Source organism: Staphylococcus condimenti (genome assembly GCF_001618885.1).
GTDB lineage: Bacteria > Bacillota > Bacilli > Staphylococcales > Staphylococcaceae > Staphylococcus > Staphylococcus condimenti.
The window spans coordinates 638137-663385 of the sequence record NZ_CP015114.1; the positions used below are offsets into that span (position 1 = coordinate 638137).

General features: G+C 35.6%; 27 protein-coding genes. 5 read left to right on the forward strand and 22 right to left on the reverse strand.

The genetic code is table 11. From position 1 onward, the window contains the following. From sdaAA to A4G25_RS03155, 4 genes are all read right to left on the reverse strand, one after another. Entirely contained in the window at positions 1-870 is an 870-nt protein-coding gene (sdaAA, locus tag A4G25_RS03140) for an L-serine ammonia-lyase, iron-sulfur-dependent, subunit alpha (RefSeq protein WP_047131274.1), read from the reverse strand. Positions 871-886: 16 nt separating this feature from the next. Further along, positions 887-1552, reverse strand: coding sequence for an L-serine ammonia-lyase, iron-sulfur-dependent subunit beta (gene sdaAB / locus A4G25_RS03145; RefSeq protein WP_047131275.1), 666 nt, complete (start codon positions 1550-1552; stop codon positions 887-889). Between the two features lie 198 nt (positions 1553-1750). Continuing rightward, a complete protein-coding gene (gene fakA, locus A4G25_RS03150; protein ID WP_047131276.1) occupies positions 1751-3394 on the reverse strand; it encodes a fatty acid kinase catalytic subunit FakA in 1644 nt (547 codons plus the stop codon). A 12-nt stretch (positions 3395-3406) separates the two neighbouring features. Further along, positions 3407-3781: an Asp23/Gls24 family envelope stress response protein gene (locus A4G25_RS03155; protein WP_047131277.1), complete on the reverse strand. Its 375-nt coding sequence runs from the start codon at positions 3779-3781 to the stop codon at positions 3407-3409. A 335-nt stretch (positions 3782-4116) separates the two neighbouring features. On the opposite strand from A4G25_RS03155, the gene rpmB reads away from it, so the two are divergent. Together rpmB and A4G25_RS03165 are read left to right on the forward strand one after the other, a co-directional pair. After that, complete coding sequence (gene rpmB / locus A4G25_RS03160; protein WP_015900097.1) at positions 4117-4305, forward strand: 50S ribosomal protein L28; 189 nt, start codon at positions 4117-4119, stop codon at positions 4303-4305. A gap of 184 nt (positions 4306-4489) precedes the next feature. Then, complete coding sequence (locus A4G25_RS03165) at positions 4490-4852, forward strand: hypothetical protein (RefSeq protein WP_047131278.1); 363 nt, start codon at positions 4490-4492, stop codon at positions 4850-4852. 81 nt (positions 4853-4933) lie between these two features. Here the strand turns inward: A4G25_RS03165 and A4G25_RS03170 are convergent, their stop codons facing one another. From A4G25_RS03170 to A4G25_RS03210, 9 genes are all read right to left on the reverse strand, one after another. Then, on the reverse strand, positions 4934-5575 hold the full coding sequence (locus A4G25_RS03170; protein ID WP_047131279.1) for a thiamine diphosphokinase: 642 nt from the start codon (positions 5573-5575) through the stop codon (positions 4934-4936). A 24-nt stretch (positions 5576-5599) separates the two neighbouring features. Further along, positions 5600-6253, reverse strand: coding sequence for a ribulose-phosphate 3-epimerase (gene rpe / locus A4G25_RS03175; protein WP_047131280.1), 654 nt, complete (start codon positions 6251-6253; stop codon positions 5600-5602). Beyond that, positions 6253-7128: a ribosome small subunit-dependent GTPase A gene (gene rsgA / locus A4G25_RS03180; protein ID WP_047131281.1), complete on the reverse strand. Its 876-nt coding sequence runs from the start codon at positions 7126-7128 to the stop codon at positions 6253-6255. The genes rpe and rsgA overlap by 1 nt, the downstream gene beginning before the upstream one ends. Positions 7129-7265: 137 nt before the next feature. Next, positions 7266-9305: a Stk1 family PASTA domain-containing Ser/Thr kinase gene (gene pknB / locus A4G25_RS03185; protein ID WP_047131337.1), complete on the reverse strand. Its 2040-nt coding sequence runs from the start codon at positions 9303-9305 to the stop codon at positions 7266-7268. Further along, on the reverse strand, positions 9305-10048 hold the full coding sequence (locus tag A4G25_RS03190) for a Stp1/IreP family PP2C-type Ser/Thr phosphatase (RefSeq protein WP_047131282.1): 744 nt from the start codon (positions 10046-10048) through the stop codon (positions 9305-9307). The genes pknB and A4G25_RS03190 overlap by 1 nt, the downstream gene beginning before the upstream one ends. 6 nt (positions 10049-10054) lie before the next feature. After that, on the reverse strand, positions 10055-11149 hold the full coding sequence (gene rlmN / locus A4G25_RS03195) for a dual-specificity RNA methyltransferase RlmN (RefSeq protein ID WP_047131283.1): 1095 nt from the start codon (positions 11147-11149) through the stop codon (positions 10055-10057). Next, positions 11149-12456: a 16S rRNA (cytosine(967)-C(5))-methyltransferase RsmB gene (gene rsmB, locus A4G25_RS03200; RefSeq protein ID WP_047131284.1), complete on the reverse strand. Its 1308-nt coding sequence runs from the start codon at positions 12454-12456 to the stop codon at positions 11149-11151. The genes rlmN and rsmB overlap by 1 nt, the downstream gene beginning before the upstream one ends. Next, positions 12456-13388 (reverse strand): methionyl-tRNA formyltransferase, encoded by a 933-nt coding sequence (fmt, locus tag A4G25_RS03205; RefSeq protein WP_047131285.1) that lies wholly within the window; start codon positions 13386-13388, stop codon positions 12456-12458. Before fmt ends, rsmB begins: the two co-directional genes overlap by 1 nt. Continuing rightward, positions 13381-13869 carry a peptide deformylase gene (locus tag A4G25_RS03210; RefSeq protein WP_047131286.1) on the reverse strand — a complete coding sequence of 163 codons (489 nt, stop codon included), beginning with the start codon at positions 13867-13869 and terminating at the stop codon, positions 13381-13383. The genes fmt and A4G25_RS03210 overlap by 8 nt, the downstream gene beginning before the upstream one ends. A gap of 206 nt (positions 13870-14075) precedes the next feature. Between A4G25_RS03210 and A4G25_RS03215 the strand changes: the two genes are divergently transcribed. After that, positions 14076-14366 (forward strand): hypothetical protein, encoded by a 291-nt coding sequence (locus A4G25_RS03215; RefSeq protein ID WP_047131287.1) that lies wholly within the window; start codon positions 14076-14078, stop codon positions 14364-14366. A gap of 99 nt (positions 14367-14465) precedes the next feature. Here A4G25_RS03215 and A4G25_RS03220 read toward each other — a convergent pair whose 3' ends face one another. The 5 genes from A4G25_RS03220 to coaBC all read right to left on the reverse strand — a co-directional run bounded on the left by A4G25_RS03220 (position 14466) and on the right by coaBC (position 20437). Then, positions 14466-14783: a hypothetical protein gene (locus A4G25_RS03220; protein WP_047131288.1), complete on the reverse strand. Its 318-nt coding sequence runs from the start codon at positions 14781-14783 to the stop codon at positions 14466-14468. A 116-nt stretch (positions 14784-14899) separates the two neighbouring features. Then, positions 14900-15625, reverse strand: coding sequence for a tyrosine-protein phosphatase (locus A4G25_RS03225; RefSeq protein WP_047131289.1), 726 nt, complete (start codon positions 15623-15625; stop codon positions 14900-14902). Positions 15626-15820: 195 nt separating this feature from the next. Then, positions 15821-16453 carry an NAD(P)-dependent oxidoreductase gene (locus A4G25_RS03230; protein WP_047131290.1) on the reverse strand — a complete coding sequence of 211 codons (633 nt, stop codon included), beginning with the start codon at positions 16451-16453 and terminating at the stop codon, positions 15821-15823. A gap of 363 nt (positions 16454-16816) precedes the next feature. Then, positions 16817-19225, reverse strand: coding sequence for a primosomal protein N' (gene priA / locus A4G25_RS03235; protein ID WP_047131291.1), 2409 nt, complete (start codon positions 19223-19225; stop codon positions 16817-16819). Beyond that, positions 19226-20437, reverse strand: coding sequence for a bifunctional phosphopantothenoylcysteine decarboxylase/phosphopantothenate--cysteine ligase CoaBC (gene coaBC, locus A4G25_RS03240; protein ID WP_047131292.1), 1212 nt, complete (start codon positions 20435-20437; stop codon positions 19226-19228). 221 nt (positions 20438-20658) lie between these two features. On the opposite strand from coaBC, the gene A4G25_RS03245 reads away from it, so the two are divergent. After that, on the forward strand, positions 20659-20973 hold the full coding sequence (locus A4G25_RS03245) for a thioredoxin family protein (protein WP_047131293.1): 315 nt from the start codon (positions 20659-20661) through the stop codon (positions 20971-20973). 46 nt (positions 20974-21019) lie between these two features. Here the strand turns inward: A4G25_RS03245 and rpoZ are convergent, their stop codons facing one another. Together rpoZ and gmk are read right to left on the reverse strand one after the other, a co-directional pair. Next, positions 21020-21250, reverse strand: a complete 231-nt coding sequence (gene rpoZ, locus A4G25_RS03250; RefSeq protein WP_047131294.1) for a DNA-directed RNA polymerase subunit omega — start codon at positions 21248-21250, stop codon at positions 21020-21022. Further along, positions 21250-21873: a guanylate kinase gene (gene gmk / locus A4G25_RS03255; RefSeq protein ID WP_015900078.1), complete on the reverse strand. Its 624-nt coding sequence runs from the start codon at positions 21871-21873 to the stop codon at positions 21250-21252. Before gmk ends, rpoZ begins: the two co-directional genes overlap by 1 nt. Positions 21874-22053: 180 nt before the next feature. On the opposite strand from gmk, the gene A4G25_RS03260 reads away from it, so the two are divergent. Further along, a complete protein-coding gene (locus A4G25_RS03260; RefSeq protein ID WP_047131295.1) occupies positions 22054-23766 on the forward strand; it encodes an Rqc2 family fibronectin-binding protein in 1713 nt (570 codons plus the stop codon). A 77-nt stretch (positions 23767-23843) separates the two neighbouring features. Here the strand turns inward: A4G25_RS03260 and A4G25_RS03265 are convergent, their stop codons facing one another. Next, positions 23844-24611 carry a tyrosine-protein phosphatase gene (locus A4G25_RS03265; protein WP_306461138.1) on the reverse strand — a complete coding sequence of 256 codons (768 nt, stop codon included), beginning with the start codon at positions 24609-24611 and terminating at the stop codon, positions 23844-23846. A gap of 159 nt (positions 24612-24770) precedes the next feature. Continuing rightward, complete coding sequence (locus tag A4G25_RS03270; RefSeq protein ID WP_047131297.1) at positions 24771-25172, reverse strand: VOC family protein; 402 nt, start codon at positions 25170-25172, stop codon at positions 24771-24773. Between the last annotated feature and the right edge of the window lie 77 nt (positions 25173-25249).

The window sequence follows — 25249 nt, forward strand, 5'->3', positions numbered from 1 at the left end:
TTAATCACCAAATATTTTTTGTTTTAAGCGTTGGCCGGTTGGTGTGCCAGCTAAGCCTCCACGCCCCGTTTCTCGAAGTGCTGAAGGCATCGTTTTTCCAATACGATACATCGCATCTATCACTTCGTCAGTCGGAATACGCGAAGATACACCTGCAAGTGCCATATCTGCTGACACAATTGCATTTGAAGCACCTGCTGCATTTCGCTTTACACAAGGCACTTCTACCAGTCCCGCTACTGGGTCACATACTAAACCTAGCATATTTTTCATACAAATTGCAAAAGCTTCAGCTGACTGTTGCGGTGTTCCTCCAGCCATTTCAACAGTTGCAGCTGCTGCCATCGCTGCAGCTGAGCCTACTTCTGCTTGACATCCTCCTGCTGCACCTGAAATGAAAGCGTTATTCGCAATCACAAAACCAAAAGCGCCAGCTGTTAATAAAAAGTTCAACATCTCTCTTTTTGTAGGGTTGAAACGCTGTCTGATTGCAAAAAGTACTCCAGGTACCACACCTGCTGAACCTGCAGTAGGAGTCGCGCAAATTTTCCCCATTGCAGCATTCACTTCATTGGTTGCTACTGCTTTGCTTACAGCATCTAGCAATATCGGTCCTGACAGAGCTTGTCCGCTTTCTAAATATTTACGGATCAATACAGCGTCTCCTCCAGTCAAACCTGTGGCCGATGTCACACCGTTCAATCCTTTATCTAATGCGTTTTCCATTGTTTGAAAATGATGGCTCATTCCAGCATAAACATCTTCTGCTGACATTCCTGTTACTTCCATTTCTTGTTCTAACATAATTTCATGTATCGCTTTATGTTCAACCTCGCACTTTCGTACGAGTTCTTCTACTGATTTAAACATTCTCCATCCTCCCGCTTTATGCATCTTCCATCAAGTAAACATCTGTTACGCCTTCAATTTGTCGCATCTCATCCAATATTGTAATTGGAGGTTTTTCATCAAACTCGCACATCATCAATGCTGAATCCCCTTTTTCCTTACGAGTCACTTGCATTGCACCTACGTTAATACTTTCATTCAAAAGAATATTTGTAACTCTTGCGATTGTTCCGAAAGTATCTTGATGGAAAACAAGTAAAGCTGGATAGTCCCCACTTACACTTATAGGAAAATCATTAATTGCAGTTATCTCAATCTTACCGCCACCTATTGATACACCTTCGATTGAAAGTGATTTTTGTTCTGTTTGTAAATGTAAAACAGCAGTATTAGGATTGGGTTTTTCCTCAGACATTTCAATAAAGTTTATAATCATTCCTTCAGCTTCAGCAGTTTCTAAACTTGTTATAATACGATCATCATCTGTATCATAACCTAGCAATCCTCCTACTAACGCTACATCAGTACCATGTCCGCGATACGTTTCCATAAAAGAACCATATAAATCAATGTCAACTTGCTCTGGAAGTCCTTCAAACAAAGCCCTTGCTACAAGGCCGATTCTCACAGCACCTGCTGTATGTGAAGAAGAAGGACCTACCATTGTGGGACCAATAATTTCAAACACACTTTTAAATTTCATATTTTCTCCTTTTAAGTTATTTGATTATTGCAAAAATTTAAACCGTTATAATGCTCATATCTTTAAACCAATTAATTTAATATTTGAACTTTTCAAGACTATAAAAATCGAAATAAAATCATTATACACAGAAAAATCCACTTAAGGCGATTTGCCTCAAGTGAATTTTACTGCTCTTATTATCAACTTAAACTAATATTATTCAACTGAGAATAAATAAGGATAAATAGGTTGAGAACCTACTTGATCATCTATTTCAACATCAGGATATTCAGCTTCTAACCATTCTGTCAATGCTTCTGTAGTTTCAGATTCTGCATCCTCACCTGTTAAAATTGTAACGATTTCGCTATCATCTTGAATCATTTTTGAAAGCAGTACTTTAGAAGCTTCTAATTGAGTCGGATTGCTTACTACAATCTTACCTTCTTTAAGCCCCATAAATTCGCCTTCTTTAATATCGATACCATCAATCGTCGTATTACGCACTGCATTTGTAATCGCACCTGATTGTACATCTTCGATAGCTTCTGTCATTGTATTTTTATTATCTTCTAATGAAGCATCAGGAAGATATTGGAATAATGCAGCAATACCTTGAGGAATCCATTTAGTTGGAATGACTACAGTTTCAGCATCTGCAATTTTTGCTGCTTGATCACTCGCCATTTGAATATTTTTGTTATTCGGTAAAATAATTGCCTTTTTAGCCCCTGATTCTTCAATTGCTTTCACAATATCATTCGTAGATGGGTTCATTGTTTGACCGCCATTTATAATCGAAGTCGCACCCATTGATTTGAAAATCTCAGAAATTCCATCACCCATTGAAATTGCGATAATCGCTGTTTCAACTGGTTCAGATTTTCCTTCGTTTGCTTTTTCTTTATTAACAACATTACGATGCTGTTCACGCATATTTTCAACTTTAAGTTTGATTAATTCACCATATTGTTGACCATAATTGAATACATCACCTGGATGTTCAGAGTGCACATGCACTTTTACAATCTCATCGTCATTTATAACTAATAAAGAATCTCCGAATTGAGCCATGTCCTCGCGGAATTCTTTTTCATCAAAAGGTTTTTTATCCTTACCAAAGCGTACCATCATTTCTGTACAATAGCCGTAGACGATATCTTCAGTATTAATAACTCCATGAAAATCGTGATCATCATTTACAAATGATTCTGTATCTAATTTAGGTACAGTCGTTTCAACTTTTTCACCCTTCATTGCTTTTAAGAAGCCCTCATAGACACATAATAAACCTTTACCGCCGCTATCAACCACGCCAACTTCTTTTAATACTGGAAGTTGATTAGGTGTATTTTCAAGTGCGATTTCACCCTTTTCAATAATCGCTGATAATACTTCTAAGCAATCTTCAGTATTTTTGGCACTTTCAATACCTGCAACAGCTGATTCACGTGCAACAGTTAGAATTGTCCCCTCAACTGGTTTCATGACTGCTTTATACGCTGTATCTACACCCGCTTCAAAACTTTCAGCAAAAGTTTTGGCATCAATTGTTTCAGCGTCTTCAATATTTTTACAAAATCCTCTGAAGATTTGTGATAAGATAACGCCGGAATTTCCGCGTGCACCCATTAATAGGCCTTTAGAAAAAGTTTTTCCTAAAGCCCCGATATGTTTAGATGCATTTTGTTCGACCTCTTCTCTCCCTGAAGTCATTGTTAAATTCATATTCGTCCCTGTATCGCCATCTGGAACAGGATAGACGTTTAATGAATTCACGATTTCTGCATTATTAGATAAATTTTGTGCCCCTTGGACTACCATGTCGGCAAATAATTTACCATCTATTCTGCTGATCATTGTGTGTTCCTCCTAATGTTTCTTGCCGTGATTATTAATTCGTACACCTTGTACATAGATATTTATAGAATTGACTTTTAAATTCAAAGTTTTTTCCAAAGTATATTTAACTGTTGATTGCACATTATTGGCAACTTCAGAAATTTTAGTTCCATAACTTACGATAATATACATATCAACATCGATTGCTGATTCATTAGAACGCACAACGATTCCGCGTGCATAATTCTCTTGGCCTAAAATTTCAGCAATGCCATCTCTGACTTGATGTTTAGATGCCATTCCGACAATACCATAACATTCTATGGCTTTACCGCCTACTACTGAAGCAATCACTTCATTCGAAACATCAATATTGCCGTATTCATTGTTAATTTCTAATGTCATTGTTTGTTCCTCCTTAAAATAGGTATGGTAAGCTGTTGGATAAAGGCTTACATTCATTACTATTATTATATAATGAATTAAGCTTCTATGCCTTTATTTAATATGCCGGATTGTTTGGCAAACCCAATATTTAGTTATCTTTCCCATACATGTAGCGTATATAAAACGCATACATACACATTTAAGAATTATATCATACTTTCTACTTTGTATAGAATAACTGAAATCATTTTCTAATGCCACAATTTTTTTATTGCTATTTCGCCCCAAATGTGTTAAATTTACAAAGTATATCATAAGTCAGTGTGTTTATATTTATTAAAGGAGGTACTTTCATGGGTAAACAATGTTACGTAACAGGTCGTAAAGCATCGACTGGAAATCGTCGTTCACACGCTTTAAACTCTACGAAACGTAGATGGAATGCTAACCTTCAAAAAGTTAGAATCCTAGTAGACGGAAAACCTAAAAAAGTTTGGGTTTCTGCACGTGCTTTAAAATCTGGTAAAGTTACTAGAGTTTAATAAATATATGCACAGAAAAAACGACTCGTATGTGGCGGGTCGTTTTTTTATGTGCATATTCTCTTATAAATTAAATGCATTAATAATAAATGTTTAATTTTCAGATTATTCAAATCATTTTAACCGACTTTTTTCTATTAACATGCTATTATGAAAGTAGCTCATTTAGAAAAGAGGTGCTGAAATGTCGCGTACAGAACTTAAACCGCTTCTCAATAAAAAAGCTACAGTGACTGGTGTCATCAAAGAAGTCGTTCTTATAAATCAACTTGACCGTTATAGTACCACAAAGTCTAATGTCAAAATTCTGTTAAAAGATGTGACGATTAACGGCATCGAGACAGATCATTTGTGGCTCCACGAGAAAAATAAGTATTATGCATTAGCTGAAGATTATTTACATCAACGTGTTAAATTCAAAGCGAAAGTTAAAAAATATGCTAAAACGAGAAATGGTATCATCAAAGAAGATATCGGCATAAAACGTAAAAGTGCGATTATACCAGAAGAAACGTATAACGCAGCAGCGGCTGCACTATATTGCTGAACGTGAGGTATTATTAATGTTATTTCAATTAAATTAAAAGGATGAAACAATTCAACTATAGATTGTTTCATCCTTTTTTATTTATCGATTATCACGGCTTCGAATACAAATCAAAGCACCAGCCTCTATTTCAATCTCAGCAATAGATGCTTCAACCTCATTAGAGATAGTCAACGTCGACCCTTGCAGCAAAGATTCTTGATCTAGCGGATATTTAAAACCGCGAAGTGAAATAATTGTTTTTTCCCTTGCAGGTATAAAAGAAATATAAGGAAAATCTTCCCATTTCTCAATGCGGTAAATACCTTGTTTTAAATAAGTAATTTCATTTTGGTCATCAATAAGTGAAACCTCAATGCCTCTTTTTAAATAATCAGGAATTTGCAAAAGCTGTAGTGCACCTAAAAAATGATCCAATCTGCCACCTGTAGCACCATAAATATCGATTTCATCAAACCCTCGAGATACTGCTTCAGCAACACCTAAACCAAGGTCTGTATCTGCTTTTTCAGCTTTGACCGGATGAATATCCAATTTTGTTTTTAATTCTGCACGTTCTTTTTCATTAACAGAATCAAAATCTCCTAGTGAAAAAACAGGTTGAATCTCTTGCTGCACTAATATTAAAGCTCCGCGATCAATACCGCCCCATGTTTCATCGGCTTTGTTTTTAAATAAATCTGAAGGAAGATTGCGGTTGCCGCATAATAAATTGATTTTCATTCTTTTCACCTGCCATCAAATTATTTAATTATCTTGTGCTTTTAAAGCGCTTACGACCTTGCCGTAATCTGTTTGTTTAAAGAAATAAGAACCTGTAACAAGCATTGTTGCTCCCGCATTCACACATTGCTCAGCCGTTACTTCATTGATACCGCCATCCACTTCGATATCAAAATCTAAGTCATGTTTTTCCTTAAAAGCATGCAACGCTCTGACTTTATCAATATTTTGCGAGATAAATGCTTGTCCTCCAAATCCAGGATTAACTGTCATAATCAAAACATAATCAACATCATGTAAAATCGGTTCAATCATTGCAACAGGCGTTCCTGGATTAATAACTACACCTGCTTTAGCTCCATGAGCATGAATAAGTTGAATTGCACGATGAATGTGCGGTGTCGCTTCTGCATGTACTGAAATCATATCTGCACCTTTAGCTGCAAACTCTGGAATGAAATTTTCAGGGTCTTCAATCATTAAATGTACATCTATTGTTAAATCAGTACCCGCATTAACTGCTTCTAATATCGGCAATCCGATTGAAATATTCGGTACAAATTGACCATCCATTACATCAAAATGTACACCGTCCACTCCGGCTTGCTCTAATGCTTCTAATTCTGCTTTCAAGTTTAAAAAGTCAGCTGATAACAGCGATGGGTATACTTTAACCATTAATATCTTTCCTTTCGATTTGCAATTTCTTCAAAAAGCTGCACATAGTGATCATAACGAAATTGCGCAATGTTACCTGCCTCAACTTGTGCTTTTACATTACATTGCGGTTCTTTGATATGATTGCAGTTTCGGAACTTGCATCCTTGTCCGTATTCTTGAATTTCTAAAAAGTAATCTTTTACATCATCTTTATGGATATGATCAAAATCAAGGGCACTAAAACCTGGTGTGTCCGCAACAAATCCACCTTTACGTTCAAATAGCTCTACATGACGCGTTGTATGCTTCCCGCGATTAAGTGATTTTGAAATTTGATTCGTTTCTAATGCTAAATCAGGACGATATGCATTAAGTAGCGTAGATTTACCCACTCCAGATTGTCCGCTTAAAACTGCTAATCCGCTGCCCCATTCATCAAAGATTGTTTTAATGTCATCTTCTTTACCGACAAATTGTATCGCATACCCAATCGCGCGATAGACATCTAAATCTTTTTCAATTTGTTCAATTTGGAAATCAGAAGCCATATCTTTTTTAGTCACGACAATACGCGGATTCAACCCATAAGAATGTGCAATAACTAAAAAACGATCGACCAGTTGTGTAGAAAAATCAGGTTCAACTGCACTCATCACAATTACTAAATGATCAATATTACTGACCGGCGGGCGCTTCAACTCATTTTGCCTTTCATGCACATGTTGAATATAACCTTCTGTTACATTTTCAATTTCAAAATCAACAATATCTCCTACAATCGGAGAAAATTTCTTCTTGCGGAATAAGCCGCGCGGTTTCGTATCAAACATCTCTCCATCTGAATCAACACGATAAACACCGCTCAATGACTTAATTATACGTCCTGTTCTCACCGAGACACCTCTCTTATTACGTTCATATTCTTCACCCCATTATATCAAAGGTTTGTCCATTTAACGAAAATATTGACATTTGCGTTTATATGATGAAAAAAGAACCTCATTTAAATTAATAAATGAAGTTCTTACTATTAATATCCTACATCTTTGTCTGCTACGATTTTATCATCCACGCGTACTGTGTAACCTGCTGTTTTGCCTTTTTCTATTTTTAATGGAATAGATACTGAGCGACTGCTTGTGATGTTATACGTTTGTGAAGATGATGTACCAGGATGATCTTTATCTCTTACAAATACTTCTACTTTCTGGCTATCGCCGTCTTTCCCAGAATAAGGCACCTTAACTGTTTCAGTGACTTGTTTTATATCATCAGAATTTGCTGAAGTACCTTCTTTTTCTTCACTATCTGAGTTGTCTTCTTTTCCAGACGAAACAATAAATGTGACCGTAGAATTTTCATCGACTGATTTACTTATCGGTGATTGAGAGATAATTTTGCCTTTTTCAATCTTATCGCTTTTCTCTTCTTTTTCTTTTACTGGTTTCAAACCTTTTTGTTCTAATTCCTTAGATGCTTTTTCATAAGATTCGCCAGTGTAATCCTTAACATAAACTTGTTTTATACCTAACGATTCCGTTAATACAATCGCTGTATCTTTAATAGGTACATAAGCATCCGCAGCAATATTTTGATTTTCGATTAAACCACGATCAAGCTTCGTTTTAGAATAGGCTTGGTTCATAGAAATCTTTTCAAAACCTAATTTTTTCAATTCCTCTAATGCAGCTGCTTTTGTCATACCATATAAATTAGGCATATGTGCTTTTTTAGGACCTTTTGAGAGAACAATATTAACCGTTCCATGTTCAGCAAGACGTTCTCCAGGTGCAGGATCCGTATTCACAATTTGATTTTCTTGATATTTATCGCTATAAGCCCTCGTTGTTTTTCCTACTTTAATATGATGCTCTTTTAAAATCTGTTGGGCTTGTGCTTCAGTTTTTCCACGTAAATCAGGCGCTTCAATATATTTGTCGCCAAACATACCGAAAGCTAAAAATGTAATCAAACCTGCAAGTAAAACTAAGAAAATCAACGCAAAGAAAAACTTTTTCTTTTTAGAACGTTTTTTCTTAGGGATTTCATACACATGACCTTCGCCGCCTTGGAAATTTTGCTGCTGCATAATTGGAATCTGCATCGTTTCATCCAACTGTTCAGATTCTTTCTTAGCTTCATTTCTTTCAGCTTCTGGTCCAGGACTTGCTTGCTTAGCAATCGCATTTTTATCAATCGCAATAGTTTGCGTAGCGGCTTCATCAGAAATATATTTTGATTCATTCGCACGTGATGTTTTCAACACACTGCTCAAATCTTTTTTCATACTTTCTGTATCTTGATAACGGTCATTTCTATTTTTTTCAGTTGCTTTTAAAATCACATTACTAAGTGCTTGCGGAATTTCAGAACGTTTATCTGATGCATTCGGCATCGGATCTTGAATATGCTTGATTGCAATGCTGACTGCAGTTTCACCAGTAAATGGCGGTTCACCAACCAACATTTCATACAGCACAATACCGATAGAATAAATATCTGTGCGCATATCAGTTGATTCGCCTTTAGCTTGTTCTGGTGACAAATACTGAACGGTACCTAAAACATGACTTGTTTGTGTCATAGCTGTCTCACTTAACGCTTTTGCGATACCGAAATCTAAAATTCTTAATGTTTTATGACGGTCAACTAAAATATTTTGAGGCTTTATATCTCTATGTACAATCCCTGCTTCATGCGCATGTTGAATCCCATTCAATATTTGTTCAGCAAAATTGACCGCAGTCTCAATACTCAACGGGCCATGTGTTTTAATATATTCCGATAATGTAGGACCTTCTATATACTCCATAACTAAGAAAAAGTATTCATCATTTTCCCCAACATCAATCACATTCACAATGTTTTCATGCGATAAGCGTGAAGTATTATGAACTTCACGTTCAAATCGACGAATCATTTCCTCTTTTTCATGCGGTGCGATATGAATCATTTTAACAGCGACTTTACGATCTAAAATTGAATCTTCAGCAAGATAGACATTACTCATGCCACCCCCGCCGAGAAATTCTACAATTTTATATCGATCACTGATTATTAAACCAATCATCATACCCTGTCACCTTCTATTTCAGCTAAAACAAAGCTGACATTGTCTGTTGAATGATATTCATCAGCTAAATTTAAAAGGGCTTGCCCTTGTTCCTCAAGAGAAATGGGTTGTGATAATTGTTGTTGAATAATCTTTGGACGGACAAAATCAGACAATCCATCAGAATTTAATAAGAGGTAATCATAAAATTTCATTCGCTTAATATAAATATCTGGAATGACCATTTTATCCGTTCCCATCACTTTCGTAATAATATTACGTTGGGGATGAGTAAACGCTTCTTCTTCTGTAATTTGTCCCGTCATAACCAGATGATTCACAAAAGAGTGGTCGCTTGTGATTTGTTCAATATTGCGCGAGTTCACTAAATAAGCACGTGAATCTCCGATATTAGCAACTACTACGCGGTTATCGAAGACAAGTGCCGCAACAGCAGTTGTCCCCATTCCGCGATAAGCATCATTTGTTGAAGCATAATGATATAATTCTCTATTTATTTGCTGCAGCGTTTTACGCAACCAATCTTCAGCTTGATGTTCTTCCACAAGGTTTTCTTCTTCAAATAATTCTTGAATTCTGTTGACTACAAATTGACTTGCAACCTCGCCAGCTTTATGTCCGCCCATTCCATCGCATAAAATAAGCAGTTGTTGATCCGTTTGGTTGTAAAATACGCCGCCTGCATCTTCATTTTTCTCCCTATGATGTCCTGTGTCTGTAAAAAATTGTGCGTTTAGCATAGGTTTCTACCTCGTTTCTACTTGACGTTCCTTCGCTCTCAATTGTCCACAAGCTGCATCTATATCTGAACCTTGCTCACGTCTGATTGTAGCATTGATACCAAGTCGTTTTAATTCCTTTTCAAATTTGAAAATATCTTCTTTAGGTGTTTTAACATAATTACGCTCAGGTACATGGTTGACTGGAATTAAATTGACATGGCAATTTAAGTTTTGAATTAAATGCGCAAGCTCACGTGCATGTGTCAATTGATCATTAACACCACCGAATAAACCATATTCAAACGTAATACGACGATTTGTTTTTTCTTGATAATATTGAATGGCTTCCATCAATTTATCAATAGAATAAGCACGGTTAATCGGCATTAATTTAGAACGAATTTCATCATTTGCCGCATGTAAGCTGACTGCAAAATTAATTTGAATATCTTCATCCGCAAAATCATAAATACGCGGAATAATACCAGAAGTTGAAACTGTTATATGACGTGCGCCGATATTCAAGCCATTATCATGATTAACGATTTTCAAGAAATCCATCATTTCATCATAATTTTCAAACGGTTCGCCGATACCCATAATAACAATTTGAGAAACGCGTTCATCTGTCTCATCAAGCGCTTTTTGAACTGTCAACACTTGAGAAACAATTTCCCCAGCTTCCAAGTTTCTTTTCAAACCGCCAAGTGTTGAAGCGCAGAACGTACAACCAATACGGCAGCCTACTTGTGTTGTTACACAAACAGAATTCCCATATTCATGACGCATCAATACAGTTTCAATTGTATAACCATCTTGTAATTCAAATAAGAATTTGATTGTACCATCACGACTTTCTTGTTTTACAACCGTTTCTAAAGTCGTCATTGTAAAATTGTCTTTCAATACTTCTCGCAAGTCTTTAGATAAGTTCGTCATTTCATCGATACTGTCGACACGTTTTTCGTAGAGCCATTGAAAAATCTGTTTTGCTCTAAATTTCTGTTGGCCATGTTCTACCAACCAATCCTGCATTTCTTCATAACGCAATGAATAGATTGATTGTTTATCAAAATCAGGAAGAAAACGATTCTTTTTCTTCTTTTGGGTAGTAATCATTACTTATTTTCCTTTCTTCTTATCTTTGTAATAAAGAAACCATCTGAATCAAAGTCTTGCGGTAAGATTTGTAGAGTCTTTACTTCCTCTTTAGTTCTAGGATGTAGAAATGGTTCAAATTCAAAGTCTTTGTTTTGTTTTAAAAATGTGTAAATCACATTTTCGTTTTCCATCTGTTCTATTGTACATGTTGAATAGACAATTACGCCACCCGGCTTTACTGAATCTTTAACATTATTCATAATTTCAAGCTGTAATTCAACTAACTTATCAATCGTTTCAGGCGTCTGCATATATTTAATTTCAGGTTTATGGCGCAATACACCTAATCCGCTGCAAGGTGCATCTACTAAAATTTTATCATATGTTTTTTGATACGGTTTTGTAGCATCATGTTGAAAAGTAGTGACATTTTTCAAACGCAACTTGCGAATATTATGTTCAATTAACTCAATTTTGTGTTCATGAATATCCGTTGCATCAACATGCCCTGTGCCATCTAATAACTCCGCTGTTTGACATGCTTTACCGCCTGGTGCACTGCAGGCATCTAAAATATTTTCACCTTCAGTAGGATCTAATATTTGAGCCACAAACATTGAACTTTTATCTTGAATCGATACAATGCCGTCTTTAAAGGCACGACTTTCAGCTACAGGTTTGCCTGAAACGTGCAGACAATACTCAATATCTGAATCTTGAACTGCCGTATAACCCTCGTCTTGTAATTGTTGAATCGCCTGTGCTACTGACTTTCTTGTAAGATTGACACGCACCGTTTGTCCAGGTCGTTCAAGCATTGATTGCGCAATACGTTCTGTTGTTTCAGCGCCATAATGCGTCACCCAATGTTTCACAATCCATTTCGGCATGCTATACATAATCGATATGCGTTGTTTATCATCTTTGATATCAGCAGGATTCGGCAATTCAGATCGCATCATATTGCGCAAAATGCCGTTAATTACCTTACTATTATGCAATCCGCCACGTACTTTCGCAATTTCAACCGCTTCATTAATAATCGCATGATCCGGTACTTTGTCTAAATACTGGTATTGATAAATACTCATCCACAATAAATGACGCATCCACCCTTTAATTCTCGTCTGTACAAAAGGTTTCAAATAATACTCTAGCGTGATTTTTCTTTTAATCGTGCCATAAACTAATTCAGTCAGCAGATTTTTATCCGCCCTGCTCAACTCATTTGCTTTCAGTACTTCATTCAGCTTTAAGTTACTGTAAGCTTTATCTTGAAAAATCGCCTCTAAAGTTTCAAAAGCCAGCGTTCTCACATTTTCCATTACTTCAATTCCTTCCCGACTAAATCTTCTTGATAACCGCTTAAGAAGTTAGCTGTCGGCATACGTTTTTTACCTGAAAGCTGAATTTCAGTTAATGCAATCGCATCATCAGAACCCGTTCCGACAATAATTGCTTTTTTAGTCGTTTCAAGAATCTCACCTGGATTTCCATTTTTGCCTTCTTCAATACGCGCTGCATAAAGTTTCATATTCGTATCATCTAATTTTGTATAAGCCACAGGCCAAGGAGATAAACCGCGAATATGGTTATAAATTTGCTGTGCCGATTGTGTCCAATCAATACGTTCATCTTCACGACTGATATTAGAAGCAAAAGTGGCTTTGCTTTCATCTTGTTCAATTCGGTCATTTGTGCCGTTAATAATTTCCGGCAATGTTTTCTTCAATAAATCTGCACCTAAAAAGCTTAATTTATCATGCATAGATTCCACATTATCATTCGGTTCGATTTCAATAGCTTGTTGTGAAATAATATCACCAGCATCTAATTTCGGCGCCATATACATAATCGTTACACCTGTTTCTTTTTCACCATCGATAATCGCTTGATGAATCGGCGCACCCCCGCGATATTTCGGCAATAATGAGGCATGCACATTAATTGCCCCTAATTTCGGAGCATCTAATAATGATTTTGGTAATATCTGACCGAACGCTGCTGTCACAATTAAATCAGGTTCCATATCAATCAAAGTTTGAAGGTCGTCTGATTGAGAGATTTTTTCTGGTTGATACACTTCTATTCCATTTTCTAATGCCACTTTCTTAACAGGCGGCGGTGTCATCACACGTTTACGTCCGACTGGGCGGTCCGGTTGTGTGACAACTGCAATTACATCTTCTTCAGCAATCAACATTTCTAATACTTTTGTTGAGAAATCAGGTGTTCCCATAAAGATTATTCTACTCATCTTCTAAATACGCCTCCAATTCTTCTTCTGTTAATTGTTTTTCCATTTTTTCGGTAAATGGAATGCCGTTTAATTGATCTGCAATATGCAGAATCATGCGTGCTACATCATCATATGCTGTTAATTCTACCTTATTTCCGTGTAAATCGTAACTTTGAACAACTATCATCTGACTGCGTGTCACCGTCCCGAACACATCTGGAAATGAAATACTGCCCTCTAAATCTGTCACTGTTTCATCAGACTGACGGATAATTGTAGGATTAATCAACTGCAGTAAACCTTCTGCTTCCATATCTATGATAGCCGCTTGCAGTGAAACACCGATTTGCGGTGCGCTTAATGCAGAAGCTTCTGTATCATATAAAGTATCCTCTATATCTAATAATAACTGTTTTAAGCTATCATCAAACTTTCTTACTTCAGCTGCTGGTTCACGCAACTTCGAACTGTTTGCTGGAACTAATTGTTTCACTGCCATCTTTATCGTCTCCTTAAAAAATTCATCCTTACATTATAGCGTAAATTCTGCTGAAAAGCGATAGTACATCATGAATCTTCAAAGCTGACTGCATAGTGCACTAACATCTTTACGGCAAAGAATTAAAATCAATTTAAACGGGTATACTATTAATATTGTATAAAGTTTAAGTTTATACGGGTAAAGATTTAAGGTGGTGAATTATCTTGGATGATATTAATCGCGATCAAGCTTTCGTAGTCGCTGTGCTTTATAAATATTATACTGAAAAAGTTAATGCCGGCTCAACGCCTGAAGAAGCAAATGATTTTAAAGACCAATACTCACTCCAAGAAAATTATTTCTGTGATAAAGATTTAGATGAATTCTTGGAAAACAGTAAAGTGTTGTGGGACAAAGGTTATATTGACGGCGATTGGGATGGCGAAAAAGTAGATAATATTCGTATCTCTCAAAAAGGTTTTGACGCAGTCGATACGAACTTATTAAGTAATTAAATCAGGGATTAAAAAAACGCGCTTGCATAGAGTAACTGGGCAGTTACTTCAGCAAGCGCGTTTTAAATTTGTGATATCGTTTTAAACTCACAATTGAAACTATCTTAAAACAATATATGCGACGATAATCAAAATATTAATGACTAATCTGACACTTTGTTCTAAATAGTTGATTTTATGTCTGTATAATTTTTGGTACAAAATCACACCGATTTGGATTGCTGCAAAGCCAAGTATTAACAAAATTACAGCAGCCGCAAATGGATAGATGATGGCACCGATATCTAATAAGATACTTCCGCCGATTAATAAGATCAATGTATACTTCGGCGTCATTTCATTTTTAGTTAACAATAATATAGCTTGTAAGAAATTAAAGACAGAAATCACAATAATCAGCGTTTTAAGAACGATCATTTTATCACCTCTTAGTTAACCATTATACATGAAATCTATCACAAAGTATGTGAAACTTATCGATACTTACTTTGAATATTTCGCTTAACAAATTGCTTAAAAAGACATTGTTTTCTTTAAAAATATTTCTTACTATTTATGTCTCCTCCACTCCATATTTTTTGATTGTTATTAATCAGATAATCTTTGAATGATACATCTTCAATCTGGTTTAAGCATTGATCCATACAAAATACACGATAATCTACATGATGTGCATCACTGCCGACTAAATGGCATTTTTTATTTTCGATGATATAATTTGCTGTTTCTTGAATATCAGGTCCATATTCTCCTAATATGGATGCCGCATTCATCTGTAATAAACAGCCTTTTTCGACTAATTCATCTAACACTTCCAAATGTTCTCGAATATAATCATTGCGTTCAGGATGGGCGATAACAGGCTGCAACCCTTTTTGAATAAAACCATCTACTGTTGTTTCAATGAAATCTGGAAAACCTTTAAACGGCGGTTCGATTAAATAGTATTTCTCACTATCAGCAAGTGATAATAATTGTCCTTTTTCTAAATAATCTATTGTATAAGGTTCAATATGAATTTCTTGTCCGCCTTTGATTTCAATATCTATATTTAAAGCTTGCAGCTGTTGATTCAGCTTTTCTATTTTATGTATAATCTCATCTTTATCTGACATAAATGAATTTGTTTTATAATGGGGTGTGGCGATAATTTTATCGACGCCTGTTTTTTGAGCTGCTTTTGCCATTTTTATAGATTCTTCAATATCTTGAGCACCATCATCAATGCCGTAAATAATGTGGTTATGCAAATCAATCATTTTACCTTTCCTCCCTTAAATCTCATCGTTTTATTTGCACGTATTAAATAGTTGTTTAATCTGTGAGCTGACTTGTTTTGATAAAAATATGAAAAACACCTCCTTAAGTTCGTTAAATCAAAATGATTACTTAGTGGAGGTGTTTGGTATAAATCTGAATGTGATGATGCAATCAGTGTTTACTTACGTAGGATATTAACCAGAAACCACTGTAATACCTTGGTTTGGATATGCATCTTGTTCTGCAACATCTATAAATGCATTTGCGAAGTCACTATAAGACACATATGACCGACCTTCAGAATTTAAAATAATGGTGTCCGTTCCGATTTGATAGTCGCCTGTTTCAGGTCCATTGAAATCAAACATACTTGCTGGACTTACCGCAGTCCAATCTTTCAATTGATTTTGTTCTACAAGCAGATCATAGGCTTCTGCCATTTTATGAGCGGTTGCTTTGATTGATTCCGGCATATTCGGATTGTCTGCTACACGTAATGTTCTATTGTTATTAACATACAGTCTACCAGTACCGCTGACCAACATTAATTTTACATCGACATCAGCAAGAATATCGATAAAATGTTTTGTCGTATCGACATATAATTCTTCTTTACCTTGTGGCGCTCCGAATGCGACGAATACGGCATCAAATCCTTCTAAATCTTCACGAGTAATATCTAAAATATCTTTTTCTACATAAGGAACATCGAATTGCAGTTTATTATGGTTGCGGACAAATGCTGTTACTTCGTGATTTCGTTCTAATGCTTTTTCTGTTAGTATTGTGCCTTGTTTGCCTGTTGCGCTAATGATTGCGATTTTCAAATCCATCATCTCCTAATTAGAATGCGTGTATCGTTCATTTTTTTAGTGATTATTGAGCAGATCTTTTTAACATTGTACAAATAATTATATGAACGGTTTAAATGCACCTATTTACTTAAGTGTCTAGATATATTTTATATGTATGCGTAAACACACATATATTTCAAATTATTATACCCTTATTTTTAGTATTTCACACAACGGAAATGACTTATTACAATAGTTAACAGGCTAGTTTTGCTTATTTTATTTAATAAAAATGGATAAGCAACTATTAGAAGTTTTAAATCACTTTCTACATAGCCACTTATCCATGAAGTTTTTTTCTTTTTTATTGCGCTTTTTAACTATCTTAGTATGACATTACATCATCATGTAAGGGTTGATATCTATCTTCAATGACAATTTATCTTTAATGTACTTTTCATGATAATAATCGTCTAAATATTGCAATGCTTTATGGAGTTCTGGTTCACTTTTATATTTGACTAGAACTTGGAAGCGGTACTCTCTGTTAATGCGTGCTAAAGCTGCTGGAGATGGTCCAAGTATTAAAGCTTTATCTGTTAAATGCTGCAACAATATTTGATGCACATGGTTTGCTGCTTGCATGACTTCTTTCATATTCACATGAGAAATAGTGAAGTTAATTAAGAAATAATACGGCGGATATTTGCCAATTTGACGATATTTCATTTCTTTTTGATAGAAAGACAGATAATCGTTGAGTTGTACATCTTGAATCGCATAGTGATCAGGGTTGTATGTTTGTATGATGACTTCCCCTTCTTTTTCATGACGGCCTGCACGTCCAGATACTTGTGTCAGTAATTGGAAGGTACGTTCACTTGCTCTGAAGTCAGGCAGATTCAACATTGTATCAGCATTTAATACACCAACTAAAGTAATGTTCGGGAAATCTAACCCTTTTGCTATCATTTGTGTTCCAAGCAGAATGTCACCTTTCCCTTCGCCGAAATCGTTTAATAATTTTTCATGTGCGCCCTTTCGTGATGTAGTATCAGCATCCATGCGAATGATTTTGGCATCTTCAAACTCACGGTTTAGGAGTTCTTCTACTTTTTGCGTGCCTGTTCCCATTTGACGAATGTGCTCGCTTTCACAGTTCGGGCATTTGTTCGGCGGTGTTTCTTGGTATCCGCAATAGTGACATTTTAATTGGTCGCTTGACTTGTGGTAAGTGAGTGAAATGTCGCAATTCGGACATTGCGGCACGTGACCGCAGTCGCGGCATAATATAAAAGATGAGTAGCCGCGTTGATTTAAGAATAAGACAATCTGTTCATTGCGGGCAAGGCGCTCTTCAATCGCTTCTCGCAAGGATGTCGAGAACATAGAACGGTTCCCGTTTGCTAATTCTTCGCGCATGTCGACAATGTTGATTGAGGGAAGCGGTTGATTGTTTACACGCTCTGGTAAACTCAATAAATGATAAACACCTTTTTCAGCACGTGCATACGTTTCTAAGCTTGGTGTCGCACTTCCTAAAATCAAAGGGCAATTATGATATTCAGATCGCCATAACGCAATATCTTTTGCATGATAACGAGGATAGTCCTCTTGTTTATAAGTTGCTTCATGTTCTTCGTCAATAATAATCATGCCTAAATTAGTAAAGGGTGCGAAGACACTTGAACGTGCACCTACACTTACACGCGCTCTTCCATCACGAATTTTTTGCCACTCATCATAACGTTCACCTTTTGATAATGCTGAGTGCAAAACAGCTACTTCATCACCAAAACGTTTTTTAAATCGCAAAACCATTTGCGGTGTTAATGCAATTTCAGGTACTAGCATCATCGCTTGTTTGTCTTGTTGCAATACAGCTTCAATCGTCTGCAAGTAAACCTCTGTTTTACCAGAACCAGTGACACCATGTAGTAAAAATGTCTCTTGCTTTTCTTCATCAATGACTTTTTTAATCGCATCATAGGCTTCTTGTTGGCCAGGTGTCAATTGACGTTTTTCTTCTTGTTCAAACACACGAGAAGCATATGGATCTCGTTCTACAATCGCGTCATATTTTTCAACAAACCCATTTTTTTCTAATGTTTTTACACTCGATGGTGATAAACCAACTTCACCAATTTCTTTTAATGGCACGTCACGTTGTTGTTCATTCAACAAATAAGCATATACATCATATTGTTTCGGATGTTTTTCTAACATGGCTAACACATCATCTGGATTGTGTTCAGGTGAAATTCGAATTGCGCGTTGCGTTTTCTTTCTCGTATTTTGAGAAAGCAACGTAATTTCACGAATTGCTGCTTCTTTCATTAAAGGCACTAATCGATCTAAATCACCATTTTGTTGTGCTGCTTTATAAGCATAATGACCTTCTCTATCAAATTTCTTCAACAAATCATCTGGAATCAATTCATCTTCTGCAATTTCAAATGCTTTCGTATATTTTGCCTTGATTGCACTCGGCAACATTGCTTCTAATATAGAAATACGTTTTGTCACATGATATTTTCCATACCATTCACTTAATTTCACCAATTCCGGTGTAAGTTCAGGTTTAATATCCTGAATCTCTTTGATTTCTTTTAATTTATTCAAATCCAGTTCAGGATCTGGTTCATCTACAATTTCCATTACATACCCTTGTATCGTTCTGCGTCCGAAAGGAACAATGACTCGCACGCCAACTTGGATGATGGGTGCGAGTCGTTCCGGTATCAAATAATCAAAGGTAAAGTCTACATTCTTTGCGGGTACATCAACGATAACCTTTGCGATCATTTATTTCCACCTACGTTCTAATTCATCTAAAATTCGTTCAGCTAACTGCTGCTTTTTCCCTTTCTCAATACTAACTGCTTCATCATCTTTGAAAAAGAGAGTGACTTCATTGTCATCAGAATTAAATCCGATTGACGTATCACCGACATTATTAGCAATAATAACATCAGCATTTTTACGTTCTAATTTATCTTTTGCATATTTTTCAACATCTTGTGTCTCAGCTGCAAACCCTATAAGTTTTTGATGTGTTTTATGTTCACCCAAGTATTTTAAAATATCTTGTGTTCTTGTAAAAGTAATCGATAAATCTCCGTCTTGTTTTTTCATTTTATGCTCTAATTTTTCAGATGGCTTATAATCAGACACTGCTGCCGATTTAAACACCATATCTTGAGCTTCATAACGTTCTGTCACTGCATTAAACATATCTTCGGCACTCGTTACTGGTACAAATTCTACATTTTCTGGAGGAGTAAGATAAGTAGGTCCACTGACAAGCGTGACATTGGCGCCTCTTTTTTGTAAAGCATCTGCAATAGCATATCCCATTTTTCCAGAAGCACGATTAGAAACATAACGGACTGGATCAATAACTTCTACAGTCGGCCCTGCAGTCACCAAAATATGTTTATCTTGATACCACTGGCTTTGTGACACTTGATTTAAATCTTTATTCTCATTCATTTCACGTTCCACAAATGCCATGATATCTAAAGGTTCCATCATACGACCTTTTGCAACATAACCACATGCTAAGAAACCTTCACCAGGTTCAGCAAAACGGTAACCATCTTGTACTAAAACTTGCATATTATGTTGTACACGTGGATTTTCATACATATGCACATTCATTGCTGGCGCAGCAAATTTAGGTACAGTAGTAGCTAATAAAGTTGAAGTTATCATATCATCTGCAATACCATTAGCGAGTTTGCCTAATAGATTTGCAGTTGTTGGCGCAATAATCACAGCATCTGCCCAATCACCTAATGCAATATGTTGAATTTCAGAAGGATTTTCTTCAACAAATGTACTTGTGTATACCGGATTTCTGCTAATCGCTTGAAAAGCAAGCGGTGTTACAAATTCTTGTGCATGTTCAGTCAACATGACACGCACTTCATAACCGTTTTGTGTTAATTTACTTGTTAAGTCGATGGCTTTATAGGCTGCAATGCCCCCTGATACTGCCAGTAATATATTCTTCATAGATCTTTTCCTCCATGATTGATTTCTATCTATGTATCACGTATTTACAATAAAAAATGAGGCCATGGATATAAAATCACATGTCTCATTCTTTTATGTTCACACATTATTTTAACACTCTATGCAAAAAAAGTCCTTTGCTTTGCAAGTCGCTTTTATTGTATTTTTCATCTTGATTCAGTAATCTATCTTCAGACTAGAAAACGAAAGGAGTTTCTCAATTGAAAACAATTTCTACCTTTGAAAATTTGCAATACGAAATAAACAATAATGATAAATTACTGTTATTTGTAATGTCTGATGGATGTACAATTTGCCATGCTGACCAACCGAGAGTGCAATCGTTAGTTGAAGATATTGATTTACCTGCTGTACAAATTACTGTTAATCAGATGCCTGAAGCAGCCGGACAACTTTCACTCTTTACATCACCTGTTGTTATTTTGTTTAAACAAGGTAAAGAATTTCATCGTCAAGCACGCATTATTGATTTTGAAAAATTAAAACGTTCTATGGAACAACTTAAAATGTTATAAAAATACCGTAAAAGTTAATTGCCAACTTTTACGGTATTTTATATAATCAGTCTTTTGTTTCAAATTCACTTTCGTTCAATTCTGGTTCAATCGGAGTGATTTTACCAGCAGCAATTTCTTCTAAAGCTTTACCTACAGTTTTAACTGAGCGGTATTGCTCTAAAAGTGCTGTTTCAGGTTTATCGTATAATTCACGTGCGCGTTTGGCTGCCACTGTAGCGATTAAATATTTTGAACTTACTTTTGAAGTGAGTTGGTTTAACGGTGGGTATAACATTATTTTTTGGCCTCCAATATCATTTTTCTATACTTTGCTTCGATACGTTCTCGTTTTAGATGTTCGGCTGCTACGATAGATTGAACACGCTCTTTCGCGAGTTCCACTTCATCGTTTACCACGACATAGTCATAAAGATTCATCATTTCGACTTCTTTGCGCGCTTCTTTGACACGGCTTTGAATTTTTTCATCAGATTCAGTACCGCGACCGATTAAACGTTCTCTTAGGTGGTCTAAACTTGGCGGTGCGAGGAAGATAAATAGTGCATCAGGAAATTTTTTGCGTACTTGTTTCGCACCTTCGACTTCAATTTCCAGGAAGACATCGTGTCCTTGGTCCATTGTGTCTTTTACATATTGAACAGGTGTTCCGTAATAGTTTCCTACATACTCCGCATACTCTATGAACTGATCTTGAGCAATGAGTTGTTCAAATTCTCGTTTTGTCTTGAAAAAATAATCAACGCCATCTTGTTCGCCTTCACGCATTTCACGTGTCGTCATTGAGATAGAATATTTATATGATGTTGCTGGATCATCAAATATTTCTTTACGAACCGTGCCTTTACCGACTCCAGATGGACCTGATAAGACAATCAGTAAACCTTTTTCATTATCCATGCCTTACGACCTCTCTAAGCTATTGTTGTATTATATAATGATACCATATCTATTATAAAATTGTATAGATGCCACATGCAAAATTCTATATAAGCCCTACACGTGTCAACTCTATCATTGCATGATACAATAATAAGAACGTATTAAGTACAACGAAACTACTAAAGGTGGCTGATGACAATGGCTTATGATGGCCTTTTTACTAGAAAGATGGTCGAAGAACTTCAGTTTCTCAAAGGTGGACGCATTCATAAAATCAATCAGCCTGATAATGATACCATTATTATGGTTGTGCGTCAGAACCGTAAAAACCATCAATTATTACTCTCAATACATCCAAACTTTTCACGTATGCATATTACTGAAAAGAAATATAATAACCCTTTCGACCCGCCAATGTTTACGCGCGTATTCCGCAAACATTTAGATGGTGGAATTATTCAAGATATTCGCCAAATCGGCAATGACAGACATATTGAAATCGACATTCAAAGTACAGATGAACTTGGAGATAAAATATATCGTACTGTCATTTTAGAAATTATGGGTAAACACAGTAACTTAATCCTTGTTGACGATAACCGTAAAATTATAGAAGGATTTAAACATCTGACACCAAATACCAATCAATACCGTACTGTAATGCCGGGCTTTCAATATGAAGCGCCGCCAACACAAAATAAATTGAATCCTTACGAAGTATCAGGTCAAGAAGTACTGAAGCATATCGATTTTAACCAAGGAAATATTGCCCGTCAGTTACTTCAGAATTTTGAAGGTTTCAGTCCGCTTATTACCAAAGAAATTACAGAACGTCGTCAGTTTATGACTTCTGATACATTGCCTGCTGCTTATGATGAAGTGATGGCTGAAACAAAATTAGAACCTGTACCTATTTTCCACAAAAACCATGAAACTGGAAAAGAAGATTTTTATTTCATGCGTTTAAAACAATTTGATGATGACAGTGTGGTTTATAGTTCATTAGATGAATTGCTGGATCGTTTCTATGATGCACGCGGTGAACGAGAACGCGTAAAACAGCGTGCCAATGATTTAGTGAAATTCGTACAACAACAGTTACAGAAAAATCGTAATAAACTCACAAAATTACATGCAGAATATGAAGGGACACAATCAAAAGAAACACAACAACTATATGGCGAATTAATCACTGCAAATATTTATCGTATTCAACAAGGCGACAAATCTTTAACAACTCAAAATTACTATACAGGTGAAGATGTAACTATTCCTTTAGACCCGACTAAGTCCCCTTCAGTGAATGCACAATATTACTACAAACAATACAATCGCTTAAAAACCCGCGAACATGAATTAGAACGTCAAATTCAATTAACTGAAGAAAATATCACTTACTTTGAATCGATAGAACAACAACTTGCTCATATTACTGTAGAAGATATAGATGAAATTCGTGAAGAATTAGCGGAACAAGGATTTATGAAACAACGTAATAGTCGTAAGAAAAAGAAACAACCGAAAATTCAACTGCAAACATATCTCTCTACTGACGGAGATATAATTTATGTTGGTAAAAATAATAAGCAAAATGACTACTTAACCAATAAAAAATCAAGAAAAAGTTATTTATGGTTCCATACAAAAGACATCCCAGGCTCTCATGTTGTTATTTTTGCGGATGACCCAAGCGAAAATACGATTGAAGAAGCTGCAATGCTGTCAGCTTACTTTTCTAAAGCAGGCAGTTCTGCACAAGTGCCAGTAGATTTCACTGAAATCCGCAATGTCCACAAACCTTCAGGAGCAAAACCTGGTTTTGTTACTTATGATAATCAGAAGACATTATATGCAACACCTGATTACGATAAAATCCAAGAAATGAAAAACAACGCAGTCAATGCAAAATAACTTATAAAAAGCAGTAGAACGAAACTACAATTTCTGTTCTACTGCTTTTATTTCATATAATTATGAAGTTGTTTGCTTCAATTATTAAAAAAACGAAACTTTCTAAAACTACCATTTTTTCCAGGAAGCAGAGGTGTTTTACGCTTTATTGTTTGATTATGAATAATTGCTTCAGCATTTTGTATTAACTCAGACATTTGAGGTTGTAGTTTGATTAACCTTTTTTTCTCAAACAATGATTGCATTATGAATGGTCTGTACTCTAAATGATGTGCATCTGAAGCAATAAAATGAACAAGATTGCATTCCATCATTTCAATCGATGCTTTTTGCAACGCCTTTCCAAAATATCCTTCAAGTGAAGATGAAGTAAGTTGACTAAGTGCACCTGCACTAACTAATTCAAATAACAGATTCATATCTTGCATTATCGCTTGATTACGTTCAGGGTGAGCAATAATAGGTACATAACCCATCTCTTGTAATTCAGAAAATATTGACTGTGTATAATCTGGAATCTCATTCGGTGGAAATTCAATTAAAAGATAATGTGAGTGATTCAAGCCTTTAATATTTCCATTTTGAATATGGTCAATCAAATTCTCACTAATTCTGACTTCTTGTCCAGGATAGATTTTAACTTTTAATTGTTCAATTTTCTTTAGGTTACATAATTCTTTTATTTTCAACTCAACTTTCTCAAAAGTGTTGAAATAATGCGAGGTGAAATGAGGTGTTGCGATAATACCAGTGATACCTTCATCCTTTGCTTGTTGAATAAGTTGAATTGCTTCTTTGTTGTTTTGTGCGCCATCATCGACATTAATAAGAATATGGCTATGCATATCAATCACTTTGCTCATCTCCACCAATAATATTGTATATCACTCTATAATTATACAATATTATTATAATAAATGGCATGCAAAAAAGCTCTTCCCAGCTTGATTACAAAAAATCTTGTAGGATGAGCTTTCATTTTAAAACTTTAATTATTTTGTATATTAATCCATTAATGCAAGTTGGAAGTTAACGCCAAAACGATCTTGCACCCATGCAAACTCACGGTAAGGTCCTAATTCAGATTTGGCCATTAAAATAGCGCCACCTTTTTTCAAACCACTATATAGACGTTCCATTTCCATCGCATTATCTACTGTTACAAATAATGAAATAGATGGGTTCATAGGAATTTCAGTTCCATTTGTGTTATCAATTGCCATTAGAATTTGATCTTTTAAACGAAAAATCGAATGCTGTACAGCACCTGCTTCACCACTGCCGAACTCATCATATTTCACCATAGAAATAATCTCACTATCTTCAAATAATGATGTATATAATTCAATTGCTTCTTCTGCTTGATTATCAAACATTAAAAAAGTCGTAACTTTTGGAATTTGCACAATACCCCTCCTACTGTTTTGCATACCGAAACCCTTTTCAGTATATGTATTTCACTATTCATAGTATAATACGTTTA

Excerpts from the sequence above, each read along its gene's own strand:
- sdaAA (WP_047131274.1), bottom strand. The coding sequence starts at position 870 with ATGTTTAAATCAGTAGAAGAACTCGTACGAAAGTGCGAGGTTGAACAT.
- sdaAB (WP_047131275.1), bottom strand. The coding sequence starts at position 1,552 with ATGAAATTTAAAAGTGTGTTTGAAATTATTGGTCCCACAATGGTAGGT.
- fakA (WP_047131276.1), bottom strand. The coding sequence starts at position 3,394 with ATGATCAGCAGAATAGATGGTAAATTATTTGCCGACATGGTAGTCCAA.
- A4G25_RS03155 (WP_047131277.1), bottom strand. The coding sequence starts at position 3,781 with ATGACATTAGAAATTAACAATGAATACGGCAATATTGATGTTTCGAAT.
- rpmB (WP_015900097.1), top strand. The coding sequence starts at position 4,117 with ATGGGTAAACAATGTTACGTAACAGGTCGTAAAGCATCGACTGGAAAT.
- A4G25_RS03165 (WP_047131278.1), top strand. The coding sequence starts at position 4,490 with ATGTCGCGTACAGAACTTAAACCGCTTCTCAATAAAAAAGCTACAGTG.
- A4G25_RS03170 (WP_047131279.1), bottom strand. The coding sequence starts at position 5,575 with ATGAAAATCAATTTATTATGCGGCAACCGCAATCTTCCTTCAGATTTA.
- rpe (WP_047131280.1), bottom strand. The coding sequence starts at position 6,253 with ATGGTTAAAGTATACCCATCGCTGTTATCAGCTGACTTTTTAAACTTG.
- pknB (WP_047131337.1), bottom strand. The coding sequence starts at position 9,305 with ATGATTGGTTTAATAATCAGTGATCGATATAAAATTGTAGAATTTCTC.
- A4G25_RS03190 (WP_047131282.1), bottom strand. The coding sequence starts at position 10,048 with ATGCTAAACGCACAATTTTTTACAGACACAGGACATCATAGGGAGAAA.
- rlmN (WP_047131283.1), bottom strand. The coding sequence starts at position 11,149 with ATGATTACTACCCAAAAGAAGAAAAAGAATCGTTTTCTTCCTGATTTT.
- rsmB (WP_047131284.1), bottom strand. The coding sequence starts at position 12,456 with ATGGAAAATGTGAGAACGCTGGCTTTTGAAACTTTAGAGGCGATTTTT.
- fmt (WP_047131285.1), bottom strand. The coding sequence starts at position 13,388 with ATGAGTAGAATAATCTTTATGGGAACACCTGATTTCTCAACAAAAGTA.
- A4G25_RS03210 (WP_047131286.1), bottom strand. The coding sequence starts at position 13,869 with ATGGCAGTGAAACAATTAGTTCCAGCAAACAGTTCGAAGTTGCGTGAA.
- A4G25_RS03220 (WP_047131288.1), bottom strand. The coding sequence starts at position 14,783 with ATGATCGTTCTTAAAACGCTGATTATTGTGATTTCTGTCTTTAATTTC.
- A4G25_RS03225 (WP_047131289.1), bottom strand. The coding sequence starts at position 15,625 with ATGATTGATTTGCATAACCACATTATTTACGGCATTGATGATGGTGCT.
- priA (WP_047131291.1), bottom strand. The coding sequence starts at position 19,225 with ATGATCGCAAAGGTTATCGTTGATGTACCCGCAAAGAATGTAGACTTT.
- coaBC (WP_047131292.1), bottom strand. The coding sequence starts at position 20,437 with ATGAAGAATATATTACTGGCAGTATCAGGGGGCATTGCAGCCTATAAA.
- rpoZ (WP_047131294.1), bottom strand. The coding sequence starts at position 21,250 with ATGTTATACCCACCGTTAAACCAACTCACTTCAAAAGTAAGTTCAAAA.
- gmk (WP_015900078.1), bottom strand. The coding sequence starts at position 21,873 with ATGGATAATGAAAAAGGTTTACTGATTGTCTTATCAGGTCCATCTGGA.
- A4G25_RS03260 (WP_047131295.1), top strand. The coding sequence starts at position 22,054 with ATGGCTTATGATGGCCTTTTTACTAGAAAGATGGTCGAAGAACTTCAG.
- A4G25_RS03265 (WP_306461138.1), bottom strand. The coding sequence starts at position 24,611 with ATGCATAGCCATATTCTTATTAATGTCGATGATGGCGCACAAAACAAC.